The sequence below is a fragment of the Allobosea sp. 10N428 genome, assembly GCF_056394545.1.
The window spans coordinates 276,734-300,802 of the sequence record NZ_JBFTIC010000002.1; the positions used below are offsets into that span (position 1 = coordinate 276,734).

Annotated in this window: 21 protein-coding genes and 1 pseudogene; 3 read left to right on the forward strand and 19 right to left on the reverse strand. The window is 63.9% G+C overall.

All coding sequences use genetic code 11. The features are described from left to right. The first annotated feature begins 404 nt into the window (after positions 1-404). A complete protein-coding gene (locus AC1DDA_RS07745) occupies positions 405-974 on the forward strand; it encodes a nitroreductase family protein (protein ID WP_476795315.1) in 570 nt (189 codons plus the stop codon). A 40-nt stretch (positions 975-1,014) separates the two neighbouring features. Here AC1DDA_RS07745 and AC1DDA_RS07750 read toward each other — a convergent pair whose 3' ends face one another. After that, positions 1,015-1,413 carry a c-type cytochrome gene (locus AC1DDA_RS07750; RefSeq protein ID WP_476795316.1) on the reverse strand — a complete coding sequence of 133 codons (399 nt, stop codon included), beginning with the start codon at positions 1,411-1,413 and terminating at the stop codon, positions 1,015-1,017. Between the two features lie 1,022 nt (positions 1,414-2,435). On the opposite strand from AC1DDA_RS07750, the gene AC1DDA_RS07755 reads away from it, so the two are divergent. Further along, positions 2,436-2,894: a DoxX family protein gene (locus AC1DDA_RS07755; RefSeq protein ID WP_476795317.1), complete on the forward strand. Its 459-nt coding sequence runs from the start codon at positions 2,436-2,438 to the stop codon at positions 2,892-2,894. 298 nt (positions 2,895-3,192) lie between these two features. Here AC1DDA_RS07755 and AC1DDA_RS07760 read toward each other — a convergent pair whose 3' ends face one another. From AC1DDA_RS07760 to AC1DDA_RS07840, 17 genes and pseudogenes are all read right to left on the reverse strand, one after another. Continuing rightward, a complete protein-coding gene (locus AC1DDA_RS07760; protein ID WP_476795318.1) occupies positions 3,193-3,915 on the reverse strand; it encodes a trimeric intracellular cation channel family protein in 723 nt (240 codons plus the stop codon). Between the two features lie 40 nt (positions 3,916-3,955). Continuing rightward, the gene (locus AC1DDA_RS07765; protein ID WP_476795319.1) at positions 3,956-5,188 is read right to left on the reverse strand and encodes a M20 family metallopeptidase; all 1,233 of its coding nucleotides are present in this window, start codon (positions 5,186-5,188) and stop codon (positions 3,956-3,958) included. 313 nt (positions 5,189-5,501) lie between these two features. Continuing rightward, complete coding sequence (locus AC1DDA_RS07770; RefSeq protein ID WP_476795320.1) at positions 5,502-6,911, reverse strand: c-type cytochrome; 1,410 nt, start codon at positions 6,909-6,911, stop codon at positions 5,502-5,504. Continuing rightward, positions 6,908-8,542 (reverse strand): GMC family oxidoreductase, encoded by a 1,635-nt coding sequence (locus AC1DDA_RS07775; RefSeq protein ID WP_476795321.1) that lies wholly within the window; start codon positions 8,540-8,542, stop codon positions 6,908-6,910. Before AC1DDA_RS07775 ends, AC1DDA_RS07770 begins: the two co-directional genes overlap by 4 nt. A 10-nt stretch (positions 8,543-8,552) precedes the next feature. Further along, positions 8,553-9,053 carry a sugar dehydrogenase complex small subunit gene (locus AC1DDA_RS07780; protein ID WP_476795322.1) on the reverse strand — a complete coding sequence of 167 codons (501 nt, stop codon included), beginning with the start codon at positions 9,051-9,053 and terminating at the stop codon, positions 8,553-8,555. An 87-nt stretch (positions 9,054-9,140) separates the two neighbouring features. Then, positions 9,141-9,713 carry an NADPH-dependent FMN reductase gene (locus AC1DDA_RS07785; RefSeq protein ID WP_476795323.1) on the reverse strand — a complete coding sequence of 191 codons (573 nt, stop codon included), beginning with the start codon at positions 9,711-9,713 and terminating at the stop codon, positions 9,141-9,143. Positions 9,714-9,755: 42 nt separating this feature from the next. After that, positions 9,756-9,970, reverse strand: a pseudogene (locus AC1DDA_RS07790) (hydrolase); the annotation flags it as partial. A 45-nt stretch (positions 9,971-10,015) separates the two neighbouring features. After that, the gene (locus AC1DDA_RS07795; protein ID WP_476795324.1) at positions 10,016-11,266 is read right to left on the reverse strand and encodes a hypothetical protein; all 1,251 of its coding nucleotides are present in this window, start codon (positions 11,264-11,266) and stop codon (positions 10,016-10,018) included. A 334-nt stretch (positions 11,267-11,600) separates the two neighbouring features. Continuing rightward, on the reverse strand, positions 11,601-12,635 hold the full coding sequence (proX, locus tag AC1DDA_RS07800; protein ID WP_441513214.1) for a glycine betaine/L-proline ABC transporter substrate-binding protein ProX: 1,035 nt from the start codon (positions 12,633-12,635) through the stop codon (positions 11,601-11,603). A gap of 149 nt (positions 12,636-12,784) precedes the next feature. Further along, positions 12,785-13,738 carry an ABC transporter permease gene (locus tag AC1DDA_RS07805; RefSeq protein WP_476795325.1) on the reverse strand — a complete coding sequence of 318 codons (954 nt, stop codon included), beginning with the start codon at positions 13,736-13,738 and terminating at the stop codon, positions 12,785-12,787. Then, entirely contained in the window at positions 13,731-14,918 is a 1,188-nt protein-coding gene (locus AC1DDA_RS07810; RefSeq protein ID WP_476795326.1) for a quaternary amine ABC transporter ATP-binding protein, read from the reverse strand. The genes AC1DDA_RS07805 and AC1DDA_RS07810 overlap by 8 nt, the downstream gene beginning before the upstream one ends. A gap of 156 nt (positions 14,919-15,074) precedes the next feature. After that, positions 15,075-15,389 (reverse strand): NIPSNAP family protein, encoded by a 315-nt coding sequence (locus AC1DDA_RS07815; RefSeq protein WP_441513211.1) that lies wholly within the window; start codon positions 15,387-15,389, stop codon positions 15,075-15,077. Then, positions 15,386-16,237 (reverse strand): alpha/beta fold hydrolase, encoded by an 852-nt coding sequence (locus AC1DDA_RS07820; protein WP_476795327.1) that lies wholly within the window; start codon positions 16,235-16,237, stop codon positions 15,386-15,388. Before AC1DDA_RS07820 ends, AC1DDA_RS07815 begins: the two co-directional genes overlap by 4 nt. Positions 16,238-16,241: 4 nt before the next feature. After that, positions 16,242-17,342, reverse strand: a complete 1,101-nt coding sequence (locus tag AC1DDA_RS07825) for an LLM class flavin-dependent oxidoreductase (RefSeq protein WP_476795328.1) — start codon at positions 17,340-17,342, stop codon at positions 16,242-16,244. Between the two features lie 38 nt (positions 17,343-17,380). After that, the gene (locus AC1DDA_RS07830) at positions 17,381-18,892 is read right to left on the reverse strand and encodes an aldehyde dehydrogenase (protein WP_476795329.1); all 1,512 of its coding nucleotides are present in this window, start codon (positions 18,890-18,892) and stop codon (positions 17,381-17,383) included. A gap of 15 nt (positions 18,893-18,907) precedes the next feature. Further along, positions 18,908-19,888 carry a flavin reductase gene (locus tag AC1DDA_RS07835; RefSeq protein WP_476795330.1) on the reverse strand — a complete coding sequence of 327 codons (981 nt, stop codon included), beginning with the start codon at positions 19,886-19,888 and terminating at the stop codon, positions 18,908-18,910. 126 nt (positions 19,889-20,014) lie between these two features. Then, positions 20,015-21,823: a helix-turn-helix domain-containing protein gene (locus AC1DDA_RS07840; protein WP_476795653.1), complete on the reverse strand. Its 1,809-nt coding sequence runs from the start codon at positions 21,821-21,823 to the stop codon at positions 20,015-20,017. Between the two features lie 149 nt (positions 21,824-21,972). Here AC1DDA_RS07840 and AC1DDA_RS07845 point away from each other — a divergent pair, with 149 nt between their 5' ends. Then, positions 21,973-22,563 (forward strand): amino acid synthesis family protein, encoded by a 591-nt coding sequence (locus AC1DDA_RS07845; protein WP_476778418.1) that lies wholly within the window; start codon positions 21,973-21,975, stop codon positions 22,561-22,563. Positions 22,564-22,654: 91 nt separating this feature from the next. Here AC1DDA_RS07845 and AC1DDA_RS07850 read toward each other — a convergent pair whose 3' ends face one another. After that, on the reverse strand, positions 22,655-24,061 hold the full coding sequence (locus tag AC1DDA_RS07850; RefSeq protein WP_476795331.1) for an aminotransferase: 1,407 nt from the start codon (positions 24,059-24,061) through the stop codon (positions 22,655-22,657). Between the last annotated feature and the right edge of the window lie 8 nt (positions 24,062-24,069).

A 24,069-nucleotide genomic window follows, 5' to 3' on the forward strand; every position in this document is an offset into this window, starting at 1 on the left:
GCCTGGATCTGGTTCCATAGAGCGCAATCACGATCCAGCCAGGCAGGGGCGCCATGAATCAACCGGCGAGGGCAAGCCGCGAACTCCATGTCCAGCGGGCCTTGCTCCCTGCCCGGCTCCCGAACGTCAGGTCTGATGTCCGGTTCGACGAGCCTGGAAGCATGCTCGTGCCGAGCAATGGCCAGCGCTCGCTTCGGCCCGGTCCTCGATGCGCTTAAGGTCGCGATATTGAAGCGACTGCCGATCGATCAGCACACGCTTCAGCTTGCCCGCGGCTGAATGCCCGAACTCGAAGATAAGGCGGTCCGGACTCCGCGCAACGAACTCAAGATCGATGGCTTATTGATCCGGATCAAGGTTAGCGCCCCAACTTGCTCAATTCTGGCGGCAGGGAGGAGAACGCCATGGAATTCTTCGAAGCCCTAAATGGTCGACGGGCGACCCGCGCATTTTCCCCCCAGCCGGTATCCAGGCCGGTCATCGAGCGCCAGATCGATGCGGCGATCCAAGCTCCAAGCGCGATCAATGAGCAGCCTTGTGATTTCGCGATCATCCAGGAGTACGAGCGACTGGACCGGATTGCAGGAGCAGCGAAGGAGCTGATGAGCAACGTTGCTGAACGCGCTCCGCCACGACCAATTCACGCTCACATGCACGATCCCAATTTCAACATTCTCTATCACGCGCCGGCCTTGATCGTTGTCTCGGCGCGAACTGGAGAATGGGCGGTCGAAGATGGAACGCTTGCTGCGGAGAACCTCATGCTGGCCGCTCATGCATTCGGACTCGGCTCATGCTGGAGCGGTCTCGCGCAGCGCTGGCTTGAAACGGAAGATGGCAGGCGCGCCATCGAGCTCCCGGCTGGGTTCATGCCGATCGCTCCAATCATCATAGGCTACCCGTCGGAGAAAGCCGCAGCCGTTCCGAGAACACCCGCTCGCACTCGATGGATCGAAAGCAAGATTGAGATTTGAAATATCTCAATGGATTGAAACCAATCCACTCTCTATGGGCTCACTGTTGTATGCTTTTAAGATAATCGACGATTGATTTAATATTTGCGGATTCCGATGTTTCCGCATTACCATTGGACAAATCGCGTCCCCAAACCGGCATCTCATAATTGCCATGAGCGCGAAGCGACTTCCGACCATCTATAACGTTCACAAGAAAACGTTCAGGAAACACACCACCGTTATTCCGCGTTAGCCTCCGCAGGTCGGAAGGCTTGGTTCTCAGGGCGGGAGCGACCACGCCATCGCCGGCGCCGCCTCGCCCATGGCAGCTCGCGCATCTGCTGTCGTATTCTGCCTTCCCTGCTTCATCCGCGTCGGCTTGAAGAGGGAAAAGAGCTCCCGATACGAACAGGACGAAGAACGCGAACCCCGCGAGTTTGATCGCTTTCTGTGCCATGACGCGGTCCCAACCTTGCCTTCGTGCCGGCTGACGAGGGACGGGCTATCTCCCGCAAGCCATGCGGACATGAGAAGCAATATGACGCACGGAAATGCCCGCTCGGTCTTGACGAAGGTCAAAAACCGCGAACTTTCGGAGGCAAGGAGCGTCGCCGGCATCACCGGCACAGGCAAAGTGTAAGCACGATCAACGGATCGAAGGCATCATGGTTTGCCGGCTCCGGCATTCAGGACGCCGCAAGCCCCGCCCACCTCTGCGAAGCGAACTCCTTCGGCTTCCAACACCCCAAGAATGGCGTTACGAACGCGGACCTGCGGGCGCCGTACATCACCTTCCATCTCCGCAAGCGTCTGTCGACGGATGCCCGCCCTCTCGGCAAGCTCGGCCTGCCCCCAACCGAGGGGTCCGCGAGCTGCAACTACCAACCGGCCGGTAACCATACCCGCGAGTTGCGAAACGGCGGAGCTGGCGCGACAAAGCCCCTCGCGCTCGACATCTGTTCGGAATAGTTGAACGAGCTGAACTTCGTCCTCGATAGCGCCTATCGCTGGGCGATAGATAGTCTCCCGCAAGCGGTCGAGATTCCTGATATACCGACCTCTTAAGTTCGTTATCGCCGAAATATCCCGAATGTTGACATCGTCATCGTGCCGGCCCGACTATCTCTCCGTTATCGTCAACGTCGACGAGGTCAGGAGTTGTGTCCGTCGCGAGGACCATGGTGGGCTCTCCCTGAGGGAAGTCGAGAAGAGCCTCCAGACAGGGACAAACGCGGTAAAAGTCCGCATCCGGGATGGCCACGACAATGCGCATGCCCCGATTGTGGGCCAGTTCCCAGCCTAGCCCGGCGATGGCACGCTCTTTGGGTCGTAGATTGGTCAATCGTAGAAGAAGTCCTCGAGGCGTTCAGTTTCGAAGGCGCAATTAACCCTACTCCGGAATCCAAAAGGGAGTAAAATCAGAGTGGTTGAGGGCACCCGGCAGAGATCGCAACCCACCGATGAACATGGAGGCGGATCATGACCGACTTCGGCGCCAAGAGGATCAAGGATGAGGTCATTCTGATTGCTCGAATCCTGCTTGCTCTGCTGTTCCTGATATTCGGTTGGAGCAAGCTCACCGATTACTCCGGGACCGTTGCCTACATGACGCAGATCGGCGTCCCCCTGCCGATGATTGCCGCCCTCGTGGCGATCGTGGTCGAATTTTTCGTGTCCATCGCAGTCATTCTTGGTGTCTGGACACGGCCCCTGGCAGTGGTGCTGGCACTCTACACCATTGCCAGCGCGTTCATCGGTCATCCCTTCTGGACCATGGCCGGGGCCGACCACTATGAGAACATGATCAACTTCTACAAGAACGTCAGCATCATGGGTGGCCTCTTCCTGCTCTACGTCACGGGAGCTGGCAAATACTCGATCGATGCGAGGCTGGGGGGCTTGGCTGGTGCACCGCCGCTGCGGCCTCGGGCTCCCTGAACGCGACCGGCTTTGGCGGGCGGTGTCGATGCGCCGGCCGACGGTATGCGCGCCGCCTCGGACCGGGGGATCAGACAGGGGTTTGGTTGCAACGAAATTAGCAAGCCCGATGGCATGGCCGGCGCGGCGCGCCATCGCGACGACATCGACCTCCTCATTGGTCGAGTAACCGTATAGGTCTTCTGCCCATCATCTACACGCGCCATCGTTTCCCACCGGCGATCATCGCCCATGCGGCGTAGCTGTATTTTCGCTTCCCCCTGAGCGTTCGCCTGGTCGAGGACGCTAATTGGGGCGTTCATCGCCGTCGCTCCTCGTCCGAATTGTCTCTTTCGGCACGCCGCTGCGCGGAGAGATGCGCAATCGGAAGATGCCAACCACGCCTGATCGCCATGAAACGAAGGCCGAAGCACACGGCGGCTCCAGCCAGCGCTGAAACGCCATAGGAAAGGCCGAGCACATGGCCGACAACAACGAAAGACGCGGCGGTCAGCGCTGCGACGGCGTATAAATCGGAACGCAACACGTGTGGAATCTCCGCAAGCAGAACATCGCGCGTCATGCCTCCGCCGATTCCGGTCATCATTCCCAGAAGCGCTGACATCACCGGGTTTAGTCCGAACTCGAGCGCCTTCTGTGCACCGACCACCGCGAAAAACGAAAGGCCCACCGCGTCGAACAAGAGGACGGGGCTACGCAGCTTGTCGACGCCTGCATACCAGAAGAAGGTGATGAGCCCGGCCAGGACTGAGACCAGCAGATACCGCCAATCCGTCAGAGCGGCAGGCGGGATGGCGCCGATGAGGACGTCACGAGTGATGCCGCCAAAATTGCCGGTGACGAACGATAGGACGAGGATACCGAAGATATCGAGGCGGCGATTGACTGCGGCAACCGCCCCGCTGATCGCGAAAACGAAGGTGCCGCCCAGGTCAAGAATTCGCACAAAGGTTTCGATCGCGATCATGACGAATCCGCCCGCGAAATCCTGGCGCATCCGGACGAAAGCACCGAACAGCATTCAAATGAGACTGACCTCCGGTGCAATCGGGTAGAGCAGTTCATGTTGTTTTTGCGCCCAGCCAAGCGAGCGCTCCGACAACCAGTGCCTCGACGCCCGTTTCCAGCGTAGGATGCAGAACCGGCGCGAATTGCGGGCTGTGATTGACAGGCAGTTCGTTCAGCTTGCCGGCCGCCTTGGCCTCGGCATAGACCTTGGGATCGTTGCCACCCACGAACCAGAATACCGAAGGCACCTGCCATGCGGTGCCGAAGCAACCAAAATCCTCGCTCGCAGGGGCGGGACCAGTATGCTTCACCCGATCGGGCGAAAAATACCCACGAAACGCTGCGGCGATGCGGTTGCTGGCGGTTTCGTCATTGACGTTCAGAGGGTAGCGATCGAGCGGCGTGATCTCCGGTTTGCGCGGCGCGCCGGAGGCTTCGGCCTCAGCGTTGACGATCCGCTCGATGGCGGCGAGCACATGCTTGCGCACGCCTTCGTCGAACGTACGCACATTGAGCTTGATGACGGCGTCGTCGGGTATGACGTTTTCCTTGGTGCCTGCCTGTAGCACGCCCACAGTGACCACTGCCGCGTCGTTTGCGGCAACCTCGCGGGACACGATAGCCTGGAGCCGCAGGACCACGGATGCCGCCATGACGACGGGATCGATGCTGGCCTGCGGCATCGACCCGTGCGCGCCGCGCCCGAACAGGCGGATTTGCAGGCTGTCTGCAGCGGACGTGATCGGTCCAGCGCTTCCGGCAACGCTGCCGGCGGGGCCGACCATGACATGCTGGCCAAGCACGACAACGGGCGTTGGGAAACGTTGAAGCAGACCGTCATCGATCATCGCCTGAGCGCCTTGCGCGGTTTCCTCGCCGGGCTGGAAGACGGCCATCAACGTGCCCTTCCAGGCACCGCGCGCCTGCGACAGCAACGTCGCCGCACCGACCAGCCAGGCGACGTGCATGTCATGGCCGCACATATGGCCCACCGGGACGGTGCTGCCTTCGGCATCCGTCGCTGTGACCTTGCTGGCATAGTCCAGGCCAGTGTTCTCGGCGATCGGCAACGCGTCCATGTCGGCCCGGAGCATGACCGTCGGCCCCTCGCCGTTGCGAAGCAATCCGACCACGCCCGTCTTACCCACGCCAGTTGTCACCTCGAAGCCGGCTTTCCTGAGCTTGTCCGCGGCGAGGCTCGCGGTTCGCGTCTCCTGCATCGACAGTTCGGGATGGGCGTGAACGTCCTTGTAGAGCGCCTCGAGATCGGGCAGCAGCTTGGCCATGTCCGCCAGGACTGCAGATGCACTTCGGGAGGAGTCATGCCCAGCCATCATAATCTCCTTCTGACGCTGCCCCTTGGCCAGTATCCGCCGGTGAAGCGTTTGCGGCTGTGGGCAGGAGGCTCGAGCTCATCGACCATCGCGATCGCGAAATCTTCGATTGTTTCGAGGTGCCAGTTGACCTGAATCTAACCGCACTCCGTCAGCGTAACGCCGCCATCCTATCTCGCGGTCGCGATTCCGGAATTACGTCGCCATCACCTTCCTAGTCTTCCAAATGCTGCCAGTTCTGCATGCGCAACAGTCAAAAACGAGATTATCCTCCGATCTGCGCTGTGCGCCTGCTTTTATTCCGCCGCACAAGGAACCAACTGATAAGTACAATCACGACAAGCCCCCCCGCCGCCATGGCCGTCTGCGCGAGAGTGACGAGGACGGTGCTTGTTGTTCCGCTCCGAACCGAGGCTGTTTGTTCGACAGAGACCTTGGCCGCCGGGTTGCCGAAATGCTGGATCAGATAGTTGCTCAGGGTTGCAACCTGCGTATCCGAAAGCTCCTTGGCGAAGCCCGGCATAAAAACATCCGGCTGGCGGCGCAGCCCATCCAGGATGACCATCACCAGATTGTTGGTATTGGTCCTGCCCAACGCGGTATTGTGCAGCAGCGACGGCAGGCCGCCCTTAAAGCTGCCCTGTCCCTGCGCCTGGTGGCAGGTTGCGCAATAAGCATCGTAAATCTGCGGACCGCTCATGGCGTCCGGGTTCGACGGCAGCGCCACGCCGCGGATGCTAGCCAGCTCATCTGACGGTACGCCCCAGTCAAAGACCGGCTTCGTGTCGGCCGGGTCACGAATAGGCGAAACCGTTTTAAGGTAAACCGCGATCGCCTTCAGGTCCTCCTCGGTCAAAAACCGCAAGCTGTAGTCGATTGCTTCTGCCATCGGGCCAGCGGCCTGGCTTTTTCCTGAAGCGTGGCCGTCGCGCATATAGGTGATCAGTTCTTCGACGGTCCATCCACCAATCCCGCTGTTGGGGTCGGATGTGATGTTGGGCGCATGCCAGAAGCCAACCTCGCCCCCGGCCATTTCGCTCGACGTCCTTTCCGCCATGAACAGATTGCGCGGTGTATGGCAGCTTCCGCAATGCGCCGGCCCACGCACGAGATAGGCGCCCCGGTTCCATTCGGCGTTATGCGCGGGATCGGGCTTGAACGGGCCTTTGTCGAGGAACAGCAGGTTCCAGGCGGCCATCGACAGGCGGATGTTGAACGGGAACGGCAATTTCGTTTCAGCAGGGCGGGTTTCGACCGGCACCACGTCATTCATGAAATAGGCGTAGAGCGCGGCGACGTCGTCGTCGGACAGCTGCACATAAGAGGTATAGGGCATCGCTGGGTAGAGCTGCCTGCCGTCCGCCCGCACGCCTTTGCGCAACGCGGCGTCGAACTGTTCAAGCGTGTAATTGCCGATGCCGTTTGCCTTCGACGGCGTGATGTTGGTGGCAACGATCGGGCCGATGGGCGTGGCAATGGAAAGGCCGCCGGCCATGGCCGCGCCGCCGGGCGCCGTATGGCAGGCCATGCAATCGGATGCCGTGGCGAGGTATTTTCCATGCGCGATCTGATCGACCGCGGCCCCGGTGGACTGCTGCGCGTCTGACGTGCCGGGCACGGACAACGCCAGGGCAAGCGCGAAACCGGAAAACAGGCGATGCATCGCGCGGCTCATCTCTTCGCTTCGCTCATGGGAGTGGCAAGCGAGGCGCTCTTCCGCCCCAGAATATGCGCCACCGAGCGCAGGGCGACGGCCAGGCCGTTCTCCGTCGAGTTGCAGGTCGCGGAAGTCGGCAGCACGCCGGTGCTCGCCAGGAAGAGGTTCTCGTGGTCGTGCGCACGTCCCCATTGATCGCAGACTGAGGTTTTGGGGTCGCTGCCCATGCTGAGCGTGCCGCAAATGTGCTGGTTGTTGGCGAAATCGCCGTCCCTGCTGAAGCGCAGGTTGGTGCCACCCATCCGTTCGGCGATGCGGCGGAAGTCCTGCTGGGAGCGCTCATGACCACGCTTCGTGTAGTCGCCGATCGCATAATGCGCTTCGGGCTTCGGAATGCCCATCGCATCCTTCTCGGAGCTCAGGGTTATACGGTGCTCGGGATCCGGTAGCACCTCGAGCACGTTCTTCACGTTCATCTCGCGGGCCGCACTGTAGCGCAGGCGCTTCTCCAGTTCCGTACCATAAACGCCGGCCGCGATTAGACTTTTCGTGGCACCATCGACACGCGAGATGTTGGTGAAATCCAGCCGGTAGGGAGCGTGCTCGGAGCGGAACGCGCCGTCGCGCATCGTATTGATCGAACTCGGGCTTTGCGGCCCCCGTCCCAGCCATACCTCCTCGTCGGCGTCGAAGGTCAGCGAGGTGCTCGGATGATCCATCAGATTGCGGCCGACCATGTCGGAGCTGTTGGCGAGGCCCTTCGGGAACTTGCCGCTGGCCGACAGCAGCAGCAGGCGCGGGCTTTCGATGCCGTTGGCAGCGACTATGAAGGTCTTGCCGGTGACCCGGTGCGAGACCTTGTCGGGATCGTAGTAAAGCGCCGCCGCGATGCGGCCCTTCTCGTCATGTTCGAGCTTGTAGACATTGGCGTTGGGAACCAGCTTTGCCCCGGCCGTCTCGGCGGCGGCCGCCGCGAGCCCACCATGGTACTGGGCATCGATGGGGCAGATTGGCTGGCAGGAGTTGTTGCCGCAGCAGGCCGGCCGGCCGTCATAGGGCCGGCTGTTGCGCGCCGTGGTGTTGGTCACGACCGGGTAGTCGGAGGCGAGCCGCTCTCGCAGGCGTCGCATGGCAAAAGGCTCGGCGACCGGCTCCATCGGGAAAGGCTTGTTGCGCGGCGAGCCGGTGTCGGGCGCGCCCGAAACGCCCATGATCTCCTCGGCCTCCTGGTAGAAGGGCTCGATGTCGTCATAACTCATCGGCCAGTCGACGCCGACGCCATACAGGGTTTTGATCTTGAAATCGTTGGGCAGATTGCGCCAGGCATGGGCCGCCCAATGCCATGTCGTGCCGCCGACCTGCCGAACATACTCGGCGGCGTAGGGGTAGGGTCCGGCCTGTACGAGATAGTTGTTCGGCTCCGGCTGATAGATCGGATGCGGTGCCCAGGCCGCGGGCGGATAAGGCGACATCCAGTCGCTGCGGCGCGGCGAATTGCGGAAGCGTGCTACCAGTTCGCCGCGCGTGACGCGTGGGCCGGCTTCGAGAATGACAACCGACGCGCCGGTGAGCGCAAGCTTGCGAGCGACCAGCGAACCGATGATCCCTGAACCGATGACGACGAAGTCCGCTGACAGCGTATCGGCCATCGTGTTTTCCTCAGATCGGGCTTCGCGCCCAACTGCCATAGGCGCCGTAGGCATAGGTCGGCGGCTTCAAAACGTCGGCGACGATCTGCGCATTAAGCGCCGTCTCGAAGGCGAGGCAGCGTGCCTTGGTCCCGTCCCCAACGATGCCCATGTACCAGGCCGTCACGATCCGGGTCGGCCATGGCGCCAGTGACGACTTTTCGTCGTCCAAAGTTTTCTGCAACTGCATGGGATCGATCTTGCGCTGCTCGATCATATCGAGCAGCGCCTTCGTTGCAGCAGGAAAACCGGGATCGTCGGCCACAAGGGCGGCGAACAGACGCCGGGACTGTGCCGCGTCGAGCGACGGGCGCCCTGCCAGGATCGCCGACAGCGCCAGGAACGCGCCATGGTCTGCGTCCGTCGCTTCCTGAGCCAGCGCCCACGGGATCAAGGATGCCGTGTAGGCCGAAACAAGTCCGAAAAGCAGAAGCCGGCGGCCAGTATCAGGATGCGCTTTTGAAGCCTGCATGACACATGTCCGATGGATAAGAGGTGTTGCAGCCGCGATGCCGGCGGAGTTGAGCCGACAGCGTCGGCGTCGGGATAATCCGCCCCCCTACGCGTCCGGAGGCAGGACTGAAAGAACCCTTGCGATGAAAGTATGGAATTCGACCATATAGCTGCGCAAGAAATCTTCGGTTTCTTCATTGCTCACCTCACCATCATCGGAAATCAGGCCCGGAGTGAAGCGAATATAGGCTTCAGGAGCGTTCATCTGCGGCGAGTTACAGAAACTGAGCACACTGCGAAGACTCTGCTGGGCGACGGCCGTTCCGATCGCGCCGGGCGAAGTTCCGATGACCGCAGACGGCTTGCGCGTGAACGAATTCTTGCCATAGGGGCGGCTGGCCCAGTCGATTGCGTTTTTCAACCCGCCGGGGATCGAACGATTATACTCCGGCGTGATGAAGAGGACGGCCTCTACGGCAGCGAGGGCATCCTTGAAGGCGCGTGCAGAAGGCGGAAAATCAGCATCGTAGTCGTAGCTGTAGAGCGGCAGATCCTTGAAGGACACCTCCGACATTTCTAGCTCCGGGGGCGCAAGTTGGACCAACGCCTTCGCGAGTTTGCGATTGATCGATCCCTTGGCGAGGCTGCCGATAAGGTAGCCAACTTTATGTACGGTCATTGAAGCCTCCATTTAGGCGCGGCGGTTTGAGGCCGCTCAGTCCGCGGCTGAGACGAGCTTCTCGCGGCCGGTTGCTTCGACAGCCTTGCGGAATTCGACATCTTCCCAAGAATTGATAGTGGTGCGATCAGCAACGGGCGGTCCATCGAGGCGATGGATTTGACCTGCACCGGCTGGTCGTCGATGATGATGAAGGCCGCATTCTCTGGCGTCAGCAGATGATCCTTGACGGGATCGCGGATCGGTTCGCTGGACATCGCTTTCCTCCTCCGATTATCGCGCGGGGAGAAGCCGGCACCCCGTCAGATTCTGTCGAAGCCTCCGCCGGCGGCAACCAAGCCGCCGCTCACGCGCAGGGATTCGATCGCGCCATGTTGTTCGATGGGAGCTACGCCGGCTCCGTTTGTCTTGACACCGCCGGCGACCTCGATCTCGCGCGCCGAACCACCGGGCTTGATGCTGAGCGCGATCGCCGACAGCGTGATGACGACGCCCTTGACCAGCGACGGGCCGGTGCCGCCGAAGGTCTCGATGCCGCGATGCACGACGAGCCGGCCGATCGGTTGGCTGATCTGCACGCCGACCGCCCCGTCGGCGTGGGTGATGACGCGATCGAACTCGGCGAGATTCACCGTGCCGCTGTAAACGTTGAAGCCGCGCGCGCCTTGGCCGAAGGTCTCGATGGGCGCATTGACCTTCAGTTCATGCACAATGCCGAAATTGACGAAGCCAATGCCACTGGGGCCATGCGAGGTGATTTTAGCTTCCGCGGTCCAGCGATCGACGATGCCCCAATTGTCGAGCACCATGTCGTTGGCGCCGTATGTCACGACCGGACCACGATTGCGCACGACATCCACATATGCGCCATAGACGGTGAAGACGCCGCCGGTGATTTGGTCCGCCGTTCCGGGCGCGATGCCGCCGTCGCTGTAGACGGCTTCGGTCTCCAACCGCCGGATATTGAGCCGGCCGGCCTTGTCGCCGCCACCGCTGACGAAGATGCCGCTGCCGCGCACCGGCGTGCCGTCGCGGCCAGCCGAAAGGCCGACGAGGTCGGCGCTGATCGCCACGCTGGTGTCCTGTTGCATATTCCAGAGTGTGAACGCGCCATTGATGACATAGACGCCATATCCGTGCGGGCGTTCTGTCTCGCTCCGAGCATCGGCCGCGATGATATCGAGCCCGTTCACATCGACATGGCCTGCGCGAACCTTGTCGCGGGCGAGGATCCGAACGCAGCCAGTCGTCGTGACGCCGCGCAATTCGATCCGTCCGAGGCTCTCGACGGAGGTGTCGTTGAAAATGGCGCGCTTGTCGACGCTGGCGTTGAGCCGGACGTTGTGGACCCGGTTGTCCGACGAAAGCCGAAGCCCGTCGCTCCCGGCCACGAACGTGACTTGAGACCCGTCATGTTCCCCCCGCAGGGACTGCCCGGGAGACAGACGGATCGACGGCACGTTCGTCAGACTGCCGTGAACGGCGATTCGCTGGATCCCCGGGTCCTTGGTGGCCGCTACCAAAGCATCGACGGTCGAGACGGCGCATTCCACAGTCTGCATGAGGCGATCCTAAGCCGATGCCCATAACGCCCAGACCGACATAGGGACACTGCGTTTAGATCAATTCAAGGCGACGTTTCGGGGAAAGCAATCGATCAACTGAATGTGAATTCGCGGAGCCTAGGTTCAGGCAAATGAAACAGGGCGCTGCACTTATCAACTTTGGTCGCACGATGTTGCCGTGGATCTATTCTCGTGTGAGGGCAGCCGCGCCGCAGCAGTTTCTGCGGAGGCTTATGGCTGCTGCTCAACAGTCCGAGTTCGAAAAAATGGGCGAGGCCGAAACCGGCCCCGCCCTTCCAAAGCGTTGAAATATCGCCTTCGCTTACTTCGCAGCGCGTCCGGCCGCGACCCAGCTGTCGAACTGGGTCTTGTGCGCACCGACCCATTCTTCGGCCATCTTCGTGATGAGGGCGTTGCTGCCGCCGTTCTTGTTGATATTGAACTCCCAGTGGGACCAGTCCTCGAGCGGGAACTTCATGTTCTCGACGAGCGCCTTCACAGCCGGATTCGCGGCGATAAACTTCTTGTTGGCGACCGAACCCCAGTTCCAGGAGGCCATGGCCATGCGGCAGGGATCGGCGCCGCCGGCGCAGCCCTTGACGCCCTTGACCAGGGCCGAACCCTTGTTCGGGACGGAGGGCGGCAGCGCGTCCTCCGGCGTCGGCAGCCAGACGACATCCTTGCCGGGAACGAGCGCGTTGTTCACCCAGGACGGGCTCCAGGCATAGAAGAAGGCCGGCTCGCCGCGCTTCACGCGGGCCACGGCCTCGACCATCAGCGCCTCGTACTTGCCGCGGATCGACTTGACGTTGTCCTTCAGGCCGAACTTGTCGAGCTGGAAATCGACGACGTCGCCGCAGGACCAGCCGGGATCGCAGTTGATCAGGTCGGCCTTGCCGTCCTTGCCGAACAGCGCCGCGATCTTGGGGTCCTTCATCTGGATCAGAGAGGTGATGTTGTGGGCGTCGGCGGTCTTCTTGTCGATCAGGTAGCCGTTGATGCCGCCGCCGACGATCATGCCGCCTCCGACGATCTCGGCATCCTTCTCCACCGCGCGGAAGCCCGGCTCGCGTTGCGGGAAGTTGACGTCGGTCGCAAGGTCGAGATCGCCCTGCCCCGCCGCCTGGAAGAACAGCGTCGTGTTCACGGTGCTGAGCTTGACGTCGTACCCGAGCTCCTTCAGCGCTTTCATCACGATCTGGGCGGTGACGTAGTTGGCGCCGAGGCTGTCGCTCTGGGCGTAGCGCACGGTCTTCCCCTTGCCGGGCAGTTCCTGCGCCTGAGCAGGCGCCGCCGCAAAGGCGAGCGCGCCAGCGGCCATTGCCACCGTCAGCATCTTCAATCTGGTCATGGTCATCAACTGTTCTCCTCGTCGTCGACCGTGCCGGCCGTGGTTGCTTTCCCCTGCCCGCCCTTGCGACGGGTCTTAAAAACCGGAACGCTGCGCTGTCCCGGCCATTCCTTGAGTGCGAGCACCTCCCGCGGCGTGGAGGCTCCGCAACGCGCTCAGAGCGCCTGCTTCACCGGTGCCACGGCCTGGACGGTCTCGTCCGGCCGACCGCCCTTGAACAGCCGCGCGACCGCGCCGAGCAACGAGGCGCGTGCAGCTGCCCTGCCACCGGCCTTGGGAGCGGCGAGCTTCTGCGTGATCCGGTCGAGCACCATGGCGAGGAGCACGATGGCGATGCCGCCCACGGCAGCACGGCCGACATCGAGGCGGCCGAGGCCCTGCAGCACGACGAGACCGAGGCCTTCCGCGCCGATCATGGCGACGACGACCGAGAGCACCATCGCCGTCAGCACGGTCTGGTTCAGGCCGCCGAGGATGGTCGGGATCGCGAGCGGCAGCTGGATCTCGAAGAGGAGCTGGCGCTTGTCGGCACCGAAGGCGAGACCGGCCTCGACGATCTCGTGCTCGACCATGCGGATGCCGAGATTGGTGAAGCGGATCAGCGGGGGCGCCGCCGCCGTCACGACCGCGACCTCGCCGGGCACGGTGCCGACGCCGAACAGCATCACCACCGGCACGAGATAAACGAAGCTCGGCGTGGTCTGCATGATGTCGAGGATCGGGCGGACGACGTTCCAGACCCGGTCGCTGCGCGCGCACCAGATGCCGATCGGAATGCCGATGACGGCGCAGAAGACGATGGCGGTCGAGATCAGCGAGAGCGTCGTCATCGCCTCGTTCCACACGCCGAGCATGGCGATCACGATCAGCGATACCGCACTGAAGACCGCGATGCCGGGCGTGGAGAGCCGCCAGGCCAGCAGGAAGAAGCCGACCACGAAGAGCGGGAACGGAATGGCGTGGAGGAGCCAGTCGTTGAGGCTCAGCAGGTTCTCGACCGGCCATTTGATGGCGAGGAAGATCGGCCGCAGATTGAGCGCGACCCAGCTGACGCCCTGCTGGATCCAGGCGTCGATCGGGAAAACGGCGAGATCGTCGGCTTTAAGCATGACGCTCTCCGACCAAAGCGGGCTTGGGAGTGGTGGAGGAGATGCGGGCGAGGATGTCGTCGGCGCCGAGCGACCCCATGAACTTGCCGTCATCGTCGACGACCGCGATCGGGCGGCCGTCGCGATAGCTGCGGGCCACGTCGAGGAGCTTCGCGCCGGGCGGGACGCTGACATAATCGCCGCTCGGGGCGGCGATCTCGCCGCCCGCACGGGCTTGCCCGCAAGCTTCGGCGTCGAGCGTCCCCAGCACCTTGCCGTCGCGGTCGAGCAGGAAGCCTGCGCCGCCGGCCTCGCCGATCAGCGCTCCGCGCTCCGACTGCAGGATCGGCTCGCCCGGCCGCATCACGGAACGCGCATCGAATAGCCGGGCGCGGTCGACCTCGCGGGTGAAGGCGGCGACATAGTCACTGCCCGGCTCCAGCACGATCGACTGAGGCGTGCCTTCGCGCACCAGCTCGCCATCGGACATGATGGCGATGCGGGTGCCGAGCTTCAGCGCCTCCTGGAAATCATGGGTGATGAACAGGATCGTCTTGTTCAACGTGCGCTGCAGGCGCAGCAATTCGTCCTGCATCTCGGTACGGATCAGCGGGTCGAGCGCGCTGAAGGCTTCGTCCATGATCAGAATGTCGGCGTCGGTCGCCAGCGCGCGGGCGAGGCCGACGCGCTGGCGCATGCCGCCCGACAGCTCATGCGGGAAGTGGTAGCCCCAGCGGCCGAGGCCGACGACGCTCAGCACCTCCTCGGCGCGGCGGCGCCGCTCGCCCGGCGCAATGCCGCGCAGCTTCAGGCCGAATTCGACATTCTCGATGACGCGCTTGTTGGGCAGCAGTGCGAAATGCTGGAAGACCATCGAGATGCGGGTGCGGCGCACCTCGCGTAGCTCCTCCTCGCCCAGCGGAACGATGTCGCGCCCGTCGAGCAGGATCTTGCCGCCGCTCGGCTCGTTCAGCCGGTTGATGCAGCGCGCCAGCGTCGACTTGCCCGAGCCCGACAGGCCCATGACCATGTACATGGCACCCTCGGGCACGCTCAGCGAGACGTTGTTGAGCCCGACCACCGCGCCGAGCTTCTCGAAGACCTCGTTCTTGTTGCCGCCCTTCGCGAGCATCTCCAGCGCCGGGCGGGGCGTGCTCGAAAATATCTTGTACAGATTCTGGATTTGCAGTCGCTCGGTCATGTCCGGACCCCTCTTCTCGGCGCCCGATTGATCGGGCTTGTTCGACCTGCCTGCCGACACCATTAAGTGCCGGCGGGGATGACGCGTCTTCCTGCGATCCGATGGAGGAACGTTCCTCTCCCTCGTCCCCCTGGAGGAAAACGCAGGCGGCCGCTGCTAGCGGAGCGGCGAAAAATCCGTCGGCAGCAGGATCCGGTTCTCGGCCTGCTCGATGTTCTCCGACAGCTTGGGCAGGAAGGCCTGCCAGCGCGGGTCGTCCGCGAGCTGCTGGCGCCGGCGCGTCCTGTCCTCGAAATCGGCATAGGCCCAAAGATGGGTCACATGGCTGAGCGCCCCGATCTCGGTGGTGAAATAGCCGACCAGATGGCCGAGGATGGGTTGCTGGATCGCCAGCCCTTCCTCACGCACGAGCTGGAGATAGCGGCCCATCCGGCCGTTGCGGATCCGGTAGATGCGTTCTTCGACGATCATGGCCGCCGCTCCTCCCTGCCGTCCCCGAGGAAGCCGCGCATCAGCCCGGCGACCTGCTCGGGCGCCTCGGTCAGGATCGAGTGGCGCAGGTCCGGCAAGATGTGCAGCTTCGAGCCGGAAATGCGCTCGTGCATGTAGCGCGCCATGCGCGGATTGGAGCCGGCGTCCTCTTCCCCGGTCGCGATCAGGACGGGCACGCGAATCTGGTCGAGCAGCCCGCCGAAATCCGTTTGGGCCAGCACGCGATAGGCCGCAGCATAGCACTCCGGGTCGTTCTCCGCATTGCGCTGGCGCAGCTTGGCGATGAGTTCAGGGTTCTTCGCCTGGAAATCTTCGGTCAGCCAGCGCGAGAGCGAGGCGTCGTAATGCGAGCCGCGATCGCCCGCCTGCAGGGCGGCAAGTCGGGCGGCGACGCGCTCACGCTCCTCATCCGTACGCCCGGCGACGGTCGCCAGCAGCACGAGGCGGCGGATGCGCTGTTGATGCGTCAGCGCCAGGCGCTGTGCGATCAGCCCGCCGAGCGAGAAGCCGGCGAGGTTGAAGCTCCCGAACCCGGCATGATCGGCCAGTGCCAGCACGTCGCCGACGAAATCGTCGATCTCGTAGCGGCCGCGCGGCTTGCTCGAGCGACCATGCCCGCGCAGGTCGAAGGTCAGGATGCGGAAACGGTCTGAGAGGCGCTCGACCACGCCCTCCCAGGCCTCGAGATAGGAGCCGACGCCGTGGATGCAGATCAGCGGCTCGCCCTCCCCCTCGATCCGGTAATTCAGCGTGACGCCGCCGACGGTCAGGCTTTGCGGTCCCTGCGCCGGCTCGGCACGCCGGGCAGGCAATGTCGCGCCAGCCATCGCCTTAGTGCCCAACCGCGGCCAGGCGCGGAGCCTGCACCGCCGCCTTGGCCTTCTCGCGCTCGCGGGCGGCGAAATGCGGCATCACCTCGTCGATGAAGAGCCGCAGCGTCTTCATCTGCAATGCGAAAGGCAGGTTGAAGGAGAGGCCCAGCGCGAACTGGTCGACGCCGGCATCCTCGTAGACCTGCAGCTTGCGGATGATCTCGTCCGGCGTGCCGAACATCAGATTGTCGCGCACCGCCTGCGGATTGTAGTTGTCGCGGTTGGCGATGGTCTCGAACGGAATGGCCTCGGGGAAACCGTTCCTTACCGCACCGCTGTTCTGCATCAGGTTCTCGAAATAGCCGCCATAGTCGACCGAGTGCCGCACGGCGAGCTCCCAATCCGCCTGCCGGTCGTAGACGCAAGTGCGCCGCTGCATCATTAGCCGTGGGCGCGGACGCTCGGGATGGTCAGCCACCGCCTTGCGGAATTTCTCGCCGAGCACGCCGACCTCGGCTGGCGGCGCCGAAAGCGGCGTCGAAAGAATGTTGGCGCCGATGCCGACAGCCCAGTCGAAGGTGCCGGGATCGCGGGCGGCGACCCAGATCGCCGGATGCGGCTGCTGCAAGGGCTTGGGCACCGAGGTGGCGAGCGGGAACTTCCAGTAGTGACCGTCATGCTCGTAGTCGCCGGCCCAGAGCTTCCGCACCGCCGGGACCAGCTCCTTCATGAAGGCGACGCCTTCCTGCTGGGGAATGCCGCCGGCCATACGGTCGAACTCGTATTGATAGGCGCCGCGCGCGATGCCGAATTCCAGGCGCCCGCCCGTCAGGTGGTCGCAGAGCGCCGCCTCGCCGGCGAGGCGGATCGGCGACCAGTAGGGCGCCACCAGCGTCGCGGTGCCCAACCGGATGCGGTCGGTATGCTGGGCGAGCCAAGTCAGCGTCTGAAAGGGGTTTGGCGAGATCGTGCACTCGATGGTGTGGTGCTCGGCGGTCCATAGCGTCTCGAAGCCGCCCTCGTCGGCGACTTTCGCCAGCGCGCGGAAGTTCCTGACGGCGTCCTGCATGGACTCGCCCGGCGAGAAGCGCTCCATGCTGATGGAAACGGCGAATTTCATGGCTTTCCTCCGTCGTTCTGGCTCATGCCGTGGGCCGCTCAGCGCAGGCGGATCACGAACGGGTCCTGCATGGCGCCCGAGTAGTCGATGAGAACGTTCTTCAGGCGCGAGAACTCGCGCATGACCTCGAAGCCGCCGCGGCGGCCGTAGCCGCTGTTCTTCATGCCGCCATTGGCGGACATGTAGGCGGCAGAGCGGTAGGTGTTGATCCAGACGGTGCCGGCATCGATCTCGCGGGCGAAACGCATCGCCCGGTCGATATCCTTGGTCCAGATGCCCGAGGCGAGGCCGTATTCGGTATCGTTAGCGAGCCGGATCATCTCGGCCTCGGTCTCGAACGGCACGATGCCGACGACCGGCCCGAAGATCTCCTCGCGCATGAAGCGCATGTCGTTGCGGGCCTCGACCATGACGGTCGGCTCGAAATACCAGCCGCGGGCCAGCTCGCCGTCCTGCGGCTTTCGCCCGCCGACCGCGACCTTCGCACCCTCGCGCACGCCGGAGCCGACATAGTCCTCGACCTTGGCGAGCTGCGAGGCGAGCGCGACCGGGCCGATATCGGTGTCTTCGCTCTGCGGATGGCCGACCTTGATGCGGCGCGTGCGCTCGACCAGCGCCTCGACGAAACGGTCGTAGATCGGCCGCTCGACGAAGCAGCGCGAGCCCGCGACGCAGGTCTGGCCCGCGGCGGCAAAGACCCCGGAGACGACGCCGTTCACCGCGCGATCGATATCGACATCGGAGAAGATGACGTGAGGTGACTTGCCGCCGAGCTCCATCTGGCAGGGAGCGAGGTGGTGCGCGGCATTGGCCGCTATCTTGCGGCCGGTGAAGGTCGAGCCGGTGAAGACGTATTTGGCGATGCCGGGATGGCGCGTCAGCGCCTCGCCGGTGGTGGCGCCGTCGCCGGTGACGACATTGATCACGCCGGGCGGGATGCCGGCCTCGATCGCGAGTTCGGCCAGCGCGAGGCTGGAGGCGGTCGCGTGCTCGGAAGGCTTCACGACGATGGTGTTGCCGATAGCGAGGCAGGGCGCCAGCGTGCCCGTCAGCATCATCAGCGGCGAGTTCCAGGGAATGATCATGCCGATCACGCCGAGCGGCTCGCGCAGGTTGAAGTTCAGCGAGTCGAGCTTGTTGACCGGAATCGTATCGCCCTGAAGCTTGTCGGCCATGCCGGCGAAGTAGAAATAGGAGTCCGGGATCGCCCGCATCTGGGCGCGCATCTCCTTGAGCAGCTTGCCGTTGTCGCGGCACTCGATCATCGCGAGCTCGTCGGCGTTCGCGAGCACAAGCTCGCCGAGACGGCGCACCAGCTTGCCGCGCTCGGTCTGCGTCATCCGGCGCCAGGCCGGGTTGACGAAGGCGGCCCTGGCCGAGCGCACGGCGGCGTCGACATCATGGGCGTCGCCCTGGGCGAATTCGTACCAGGGCACGGCCGTGGTCGGATCGTATGACGCGACGTAGGCGCCGCTCCTGGGCGCGACGAAGGCGCCATCGATGAACAGGCCCTGGCGCGAACCTTCGAGAGATTTGACGGTCGTCTTCATGGTCGCTCTGCCAGCTCAGATTTGCGGAAGGTTGGCCCAGGGCTGCGCATCGCCGACCATGGCGAGGCGGCCGCCATCATCGGAATCCATGTAGATTCCGAAGCGCTTGCTGGCGCTCTCGCGGACATAGCGGCGCAGCATCGAGGAGATTTCTCGGGTCGGAATCTCGTCAAAGGGAAGCTGGTCGATCGGGAAGAAGCGCAAGCCGGCGGAAAGCGGTTGCGAGGCCGCTGCCTGTGCGAGGCGGGCGCGGTAGATCAGGTAGCCCGGATCGCCGTCGGTGACGTCGAAGACGGAGTAGAGGAACGTGTCGTCGGGCAGGAGCGTCAGCGCCTCGCCACCGTCGAGCTTCAGCTCGCTATCGGCGATGCGGCGCTTCGCGCTCGGCAGCACCCAGCCGCCCTTGCCATCCGACCGCAGCAAAAGCCTGCCGTCGGACTCGATCAGATAACCGACGATCATACCCTGGGATTCAAGCCAGCCCGGCGGCAGCGGATCCTTCACATTCGCATAGCGGCCGCGGCAGAAGCCGAGCGGCGCGGAAGGGCTCGTGCCGAAGGCCTGCACCTCGCCGATCAGCACCAGGTGATCGCCGGCATCGACGCGGCTGTGCACGGTGCAGTCGAACCAGGTCAGGCAATCGGTGAGCACCGGCGCGCCGGTATGGACGTGGTCATGATTGATCGTGTCGAACTTATTCGCAGCCTTTGAGGCGAACAGGTTCGAGATATCGGTCTGCGCCTCGTGCAGGAGATTGACCGCGAAGGCGCCGGAACTGTTGAAGGCGCCGTAGCTATGGGCGCTCTTGCCGACGCAGACCAGAAGCAGCGGCGGATCGAGCGAAACCGAGGTGAAGGAGTTCGCGGTCATGCCGCGAGGTGCCCCCTCGGCATCGCGCGTCGTGATCACGGTCACGCCGGTGACGAAGGTTCCGAAAGCACGTCGCAGCGCGACCGGATCGATTGCCGTTGCTGTCTTTTCCGCGGGAGCGAGCATCCGCCTCACCTCGATCAATGCGGGATCGTGGTAAGAGGCTAGGCGCCGAGGCTGCCCTTCGCTTCCTAGGAATAGCCGGACAAATTCCGGAAATCTTTCGCCGAATCGGTGGAAGCGAGTTTCGCCTCAGGCCACCGTCGCTTCGGTGTTCTCGATGACGCCGTGCAGCCGGATGGCAAGCTCGATCGCGAAGCGCTTGTCGGCGGTCTCCGGGTCGATGCCGAAAAGATCCTGGATCCGCGAGAGCCGATAGCGCAGCGTCGTAACGTGGAGCCCCATCGCATCGGCGCAGGCCTGGGCGCGGCAGCCCTCGCGCAGATAAGCCGCAAGCGTCGCCAGATAGGGCGTGTCGTGCTTGCGGTCATGCGCGATCACCGCACCGATCGCGCCGTCGACGAAGCTGCGTACATCCACCGATTCCGCGGCGCCGATCAGCATCGGCATCGGGCCAAAATCGAAGGCCGACAGAGTGCCGCTGCGCCCGAAAGAACGCGCGATGCGGATCATCCGCCAGCAGCGATCCCATTCCTTGGGATAGCTCTCGAGCCCGTCACAGATGCCGCCGAGCACGGCGATCGGCTCGCGACTGAAACTGTGGCGGAGCACCTCGACCATGCGACGCGCCAGCTTTCCGGCGCGCTCCGTCTCGCCGCTCTTCTCCTCGGGAACGAGGCAGACGAGCCCACCGCCCACAGCGATGACGTTGACTGGCAGGTTCATCTGGCGCGCGAGCCTGGTCACGGCGTGATGGCAGTCGACGCTGATATCGGCCGGCAGAGACGGGCCGTCGGGAAAATCCACCACGATCATTCGGGCCCGAGCGCCCAGCGCCAGCCCGAGCCGGCGGCCGCGCTGGACGATGTCGTCGGCATCCCGCCAGCGCCGTTCGACGATCTCGAAGAAGAGTTCGGTCAGCGTGCGCGTCTCGAAGCGGAAGCGGATGACGCTGCGCATCATCTGGACGCTCAAGGCGAATTTCACGCTGTCGAGCAGCAGGCGCCGGAGATCGCCGGCGCCCTCCCCCGCTTCCGGAAAGATCACCAGCGCGCCGACAGCCTGCCCATCGACATCGAGCGCCTCGATCCGCGCCGTGATCTGCAAGCGCTGAGCTCCATCGTCGAGGCGCAGAACCAGAGGCTCGGTACGGCCCAACCCCACGGCGTCGCGTGCGGCGGCCGTGATCTGGGCGCCGATCGCGCCGTCGAGCGCCCGCTGCCAGGCGGCATCGTCGAAATGCAGCGGCGCCGGCGAGCGGCTGGCGGCGAGCGCATTGCCCGCGAAATCCACCACCAGGATCGCCTCCGGCAGCAGTTCGGCCAGCATTGTCGAGAGGGCCGCGGTCGAGCCGCCCGACAGAACTGCTTGCAGCAGCGTGGTCTGGGTCTGCAATGCGTTCTGCAACTGCTCGGCCGCCTGGCGCTCTGCGCGCAGGCGATGCTCGCGCTCGACGGCGATGCCGCCGAGATGGACGATCATGCTCATGAAGGCGAGATCGTCGGCCGATGCGTCCTGAATGTCGCGGGAGACGACGTTCAGCACCATGGCCCGCCCCTGCGCGTCTGCGCAGCTCATCGGCAGCACCAGCACGGTGCGATAGTCGCGTTCGAAAGCTTCCCGGCGATAGCCCGGAAACTCCTCCGAGACGCGTGCGTCCCGGATGTAGACGGGCTCATTGCGCTGGAGCGCGATCAGGGCGGGGCTGGTGGCCAACTCCCAGCGATCCTCCAGACGCCGGCGCAGCAAGGTCGGATCATGGCGGACGACGACATGAGCGTCGCCATGCGGAGCGTCGATCGCCATGATCGACCCCAGCGCCCAGCCGCCATGCTCGCAGGCAGCGCGGATGAGATCGCGAAGCACCGTGTCGAGATCGCCGCCGGAATTGATCCGGCTTGCGACATCGCGCAACGAACGCATCTGCGAGGCCTGATCCACCATGGGTCTCTCCCTACCGACCGCAGGCGATCTTACGCCGCATCGCAGGTCGATCCATGAGTTTCTTCCCGCGTTCCGATGGAAGACGATCCGGGAATGGCATCGCTAGGCTGCTCCATCCATTCACGATCGCAACAGGTGGACACGCCATGGATTACGGCCTTCGCAAGATCTCGACCTTCGTCGAGGAAACCTTCATCGAGGGCGGCAAGGCCGCCGACAAGCCGGTGCGCTTCGTCGTCGTGGCCGCCGTGCTTCACAACCCCTGGGCGGGCAAGGGCTTCGTCGAAAATTTGCGCCCGGAGATCTTGCGCATCGCGCCCCGGCTCGGCGAAGAGCTGACGAAGCGCCTCGTCGCCGTGATGCCGGCCGAGCAGGTCGAGGCCTATGGCAAGGCTGCCGCCGTCGGTACCAATGGGGAGATCGAGCACGCCTCGGCGCTGATCCACACGCTGCGCTTCGGCAACATGTTCCGCGACGCGGTGAAGGGCACGGCCTTCCTGAGCTTCACCAACACGCGTAACGCACCGGGCGCGCTCATCTCCCTGCCGATGATCCACAAGACCGAGACTGGCAAGCGCTCCCACTTCCTCACCGCCCAGTTCCTGATTCCGGATGCCCCGGCCGCCGACGAGGTGCTGGTCGCGATCGGCGCCGCCGACAACAGCCGCGCCCATCCCCGCCTCGCCGATCGCTTCCAGGACATGGAAGAGATGAAGCGGGAGCTGGTGAACGCCTGACGCCGCTGGGCCGGACGACTCTCCCAGCCCCGCAGGGCCCGCCTGATCGGCGGGCCCTTTTTTCATGGCCTGAGCGCTTGGGAGCGCCATCTCAGGCGAGCGCGACCTTGTCGCGAGCAAACTCGTCCATCACCTGCCGCACCGCCTTCTCGGCAATGGCGACGATCTCGTCGATCTCGTCGGGGGTCGTGACCAGCGGCGGCGCGAAGCCGAGGATCTCGCCATGGGGCATGGCCCGGGCGATCAGTCCGCGATCGCGCGCCGCCTTGGAGATGCGCGCACCGACCTTGAGGACGGGATCGAAGCGCGTCTTCGACTCGCGGTTGGCGACGAATTCCAGCGCACCGAGCATGCCGACGCCGCGGACCTCACCGACGATCGGGAGCTGCGCGAAGACCGCCTTCAGCCGCTCCTGGAAATAGCTGCCGACATCGCGCGCCTTGGCCGCCAGATCCTCCGTCTCGACAATGTCGAGCACCGCATTCGCCGCCGCGGCGCCGATCGGATGGCCGGAATAGGTGTAGCCATGCGAGAAGGCGTCGACACGGTCCGCGCCCTCCTCCATCACCTTATAGACCTTCTCGCCGACGATCGCGGCCGAGAGCGGGAAATAGGCCGAGGTCAGGCCCTTGGCGACGGTGATCAGGTCCGGCTCGATGCCGTAGAGATGCGAGCCGAAGGCCGTGCCAATGCGGCCGAAGCCGGTGACGACCTCGTCTGCGATCAGCAGCACATCGAATTTGCGCAAGACCGTCTGGATCGCGGTCCAGTAGCCTTCCGGCGGCGGGGTGATGCCGCCTGTGCCGAGCACGGGCTCGCCGATGAAGGCGCCGACCGTCTCCGGCCCCTCGCGCAGGATCAGCTCCTCAAGCTCGGAGGCGAGGCGCTGCGAGAATTCGGCTTCGGTCTCGCCGGGCTGCGCGCCCCAATAGTGATGCGGCGCGCCGGTGTGGAGGATGCCTGAGAACGGCAGGTCCATATGGTCGTGATAGAAGCTCATCCCGGTCATCGAGCCCGAGACGACCGAGCAGCCATGATAGCCGCGCAGCCGCGAGATGATCTTCTTCTTCCGCGGCTGGCCGCGCAGGTTGTTGTAGTACCAGACGAGCTTGGCCTGGGTCTCGTTGGCGTCCGAGCCGGACATCCCGTAGAAGACCTTGCTCATCTTGCCCGGCGCCATCTTCACAAGGCGATCGGAGAGGATGGCGAGTTCGTCGGTCGTGTGGGCGGCATAGGAATGGTAATAGGCCAGCCGATAGGCCTGCCGCGAGATCGCCTCGGCCACTTCGGTGCGGCCATAGCCGATATTGACGCAGTAGAGCCCGGCGAAGCCGTCGATATAGCTGCGGCCGGTCGCGTCCTGGATGCGGATGCCCTTGCCGGTCTCGACGATGGTGGGCTCGCCGAGCTTGCCGGTGGCGAAGTCCTTGAGCTGGGTGAAGGGGTGCAGGGTGCTGGCGCGATCCAGCGCGCCGATCGCCGCGACGTCGATCGTCATTGTCTCAT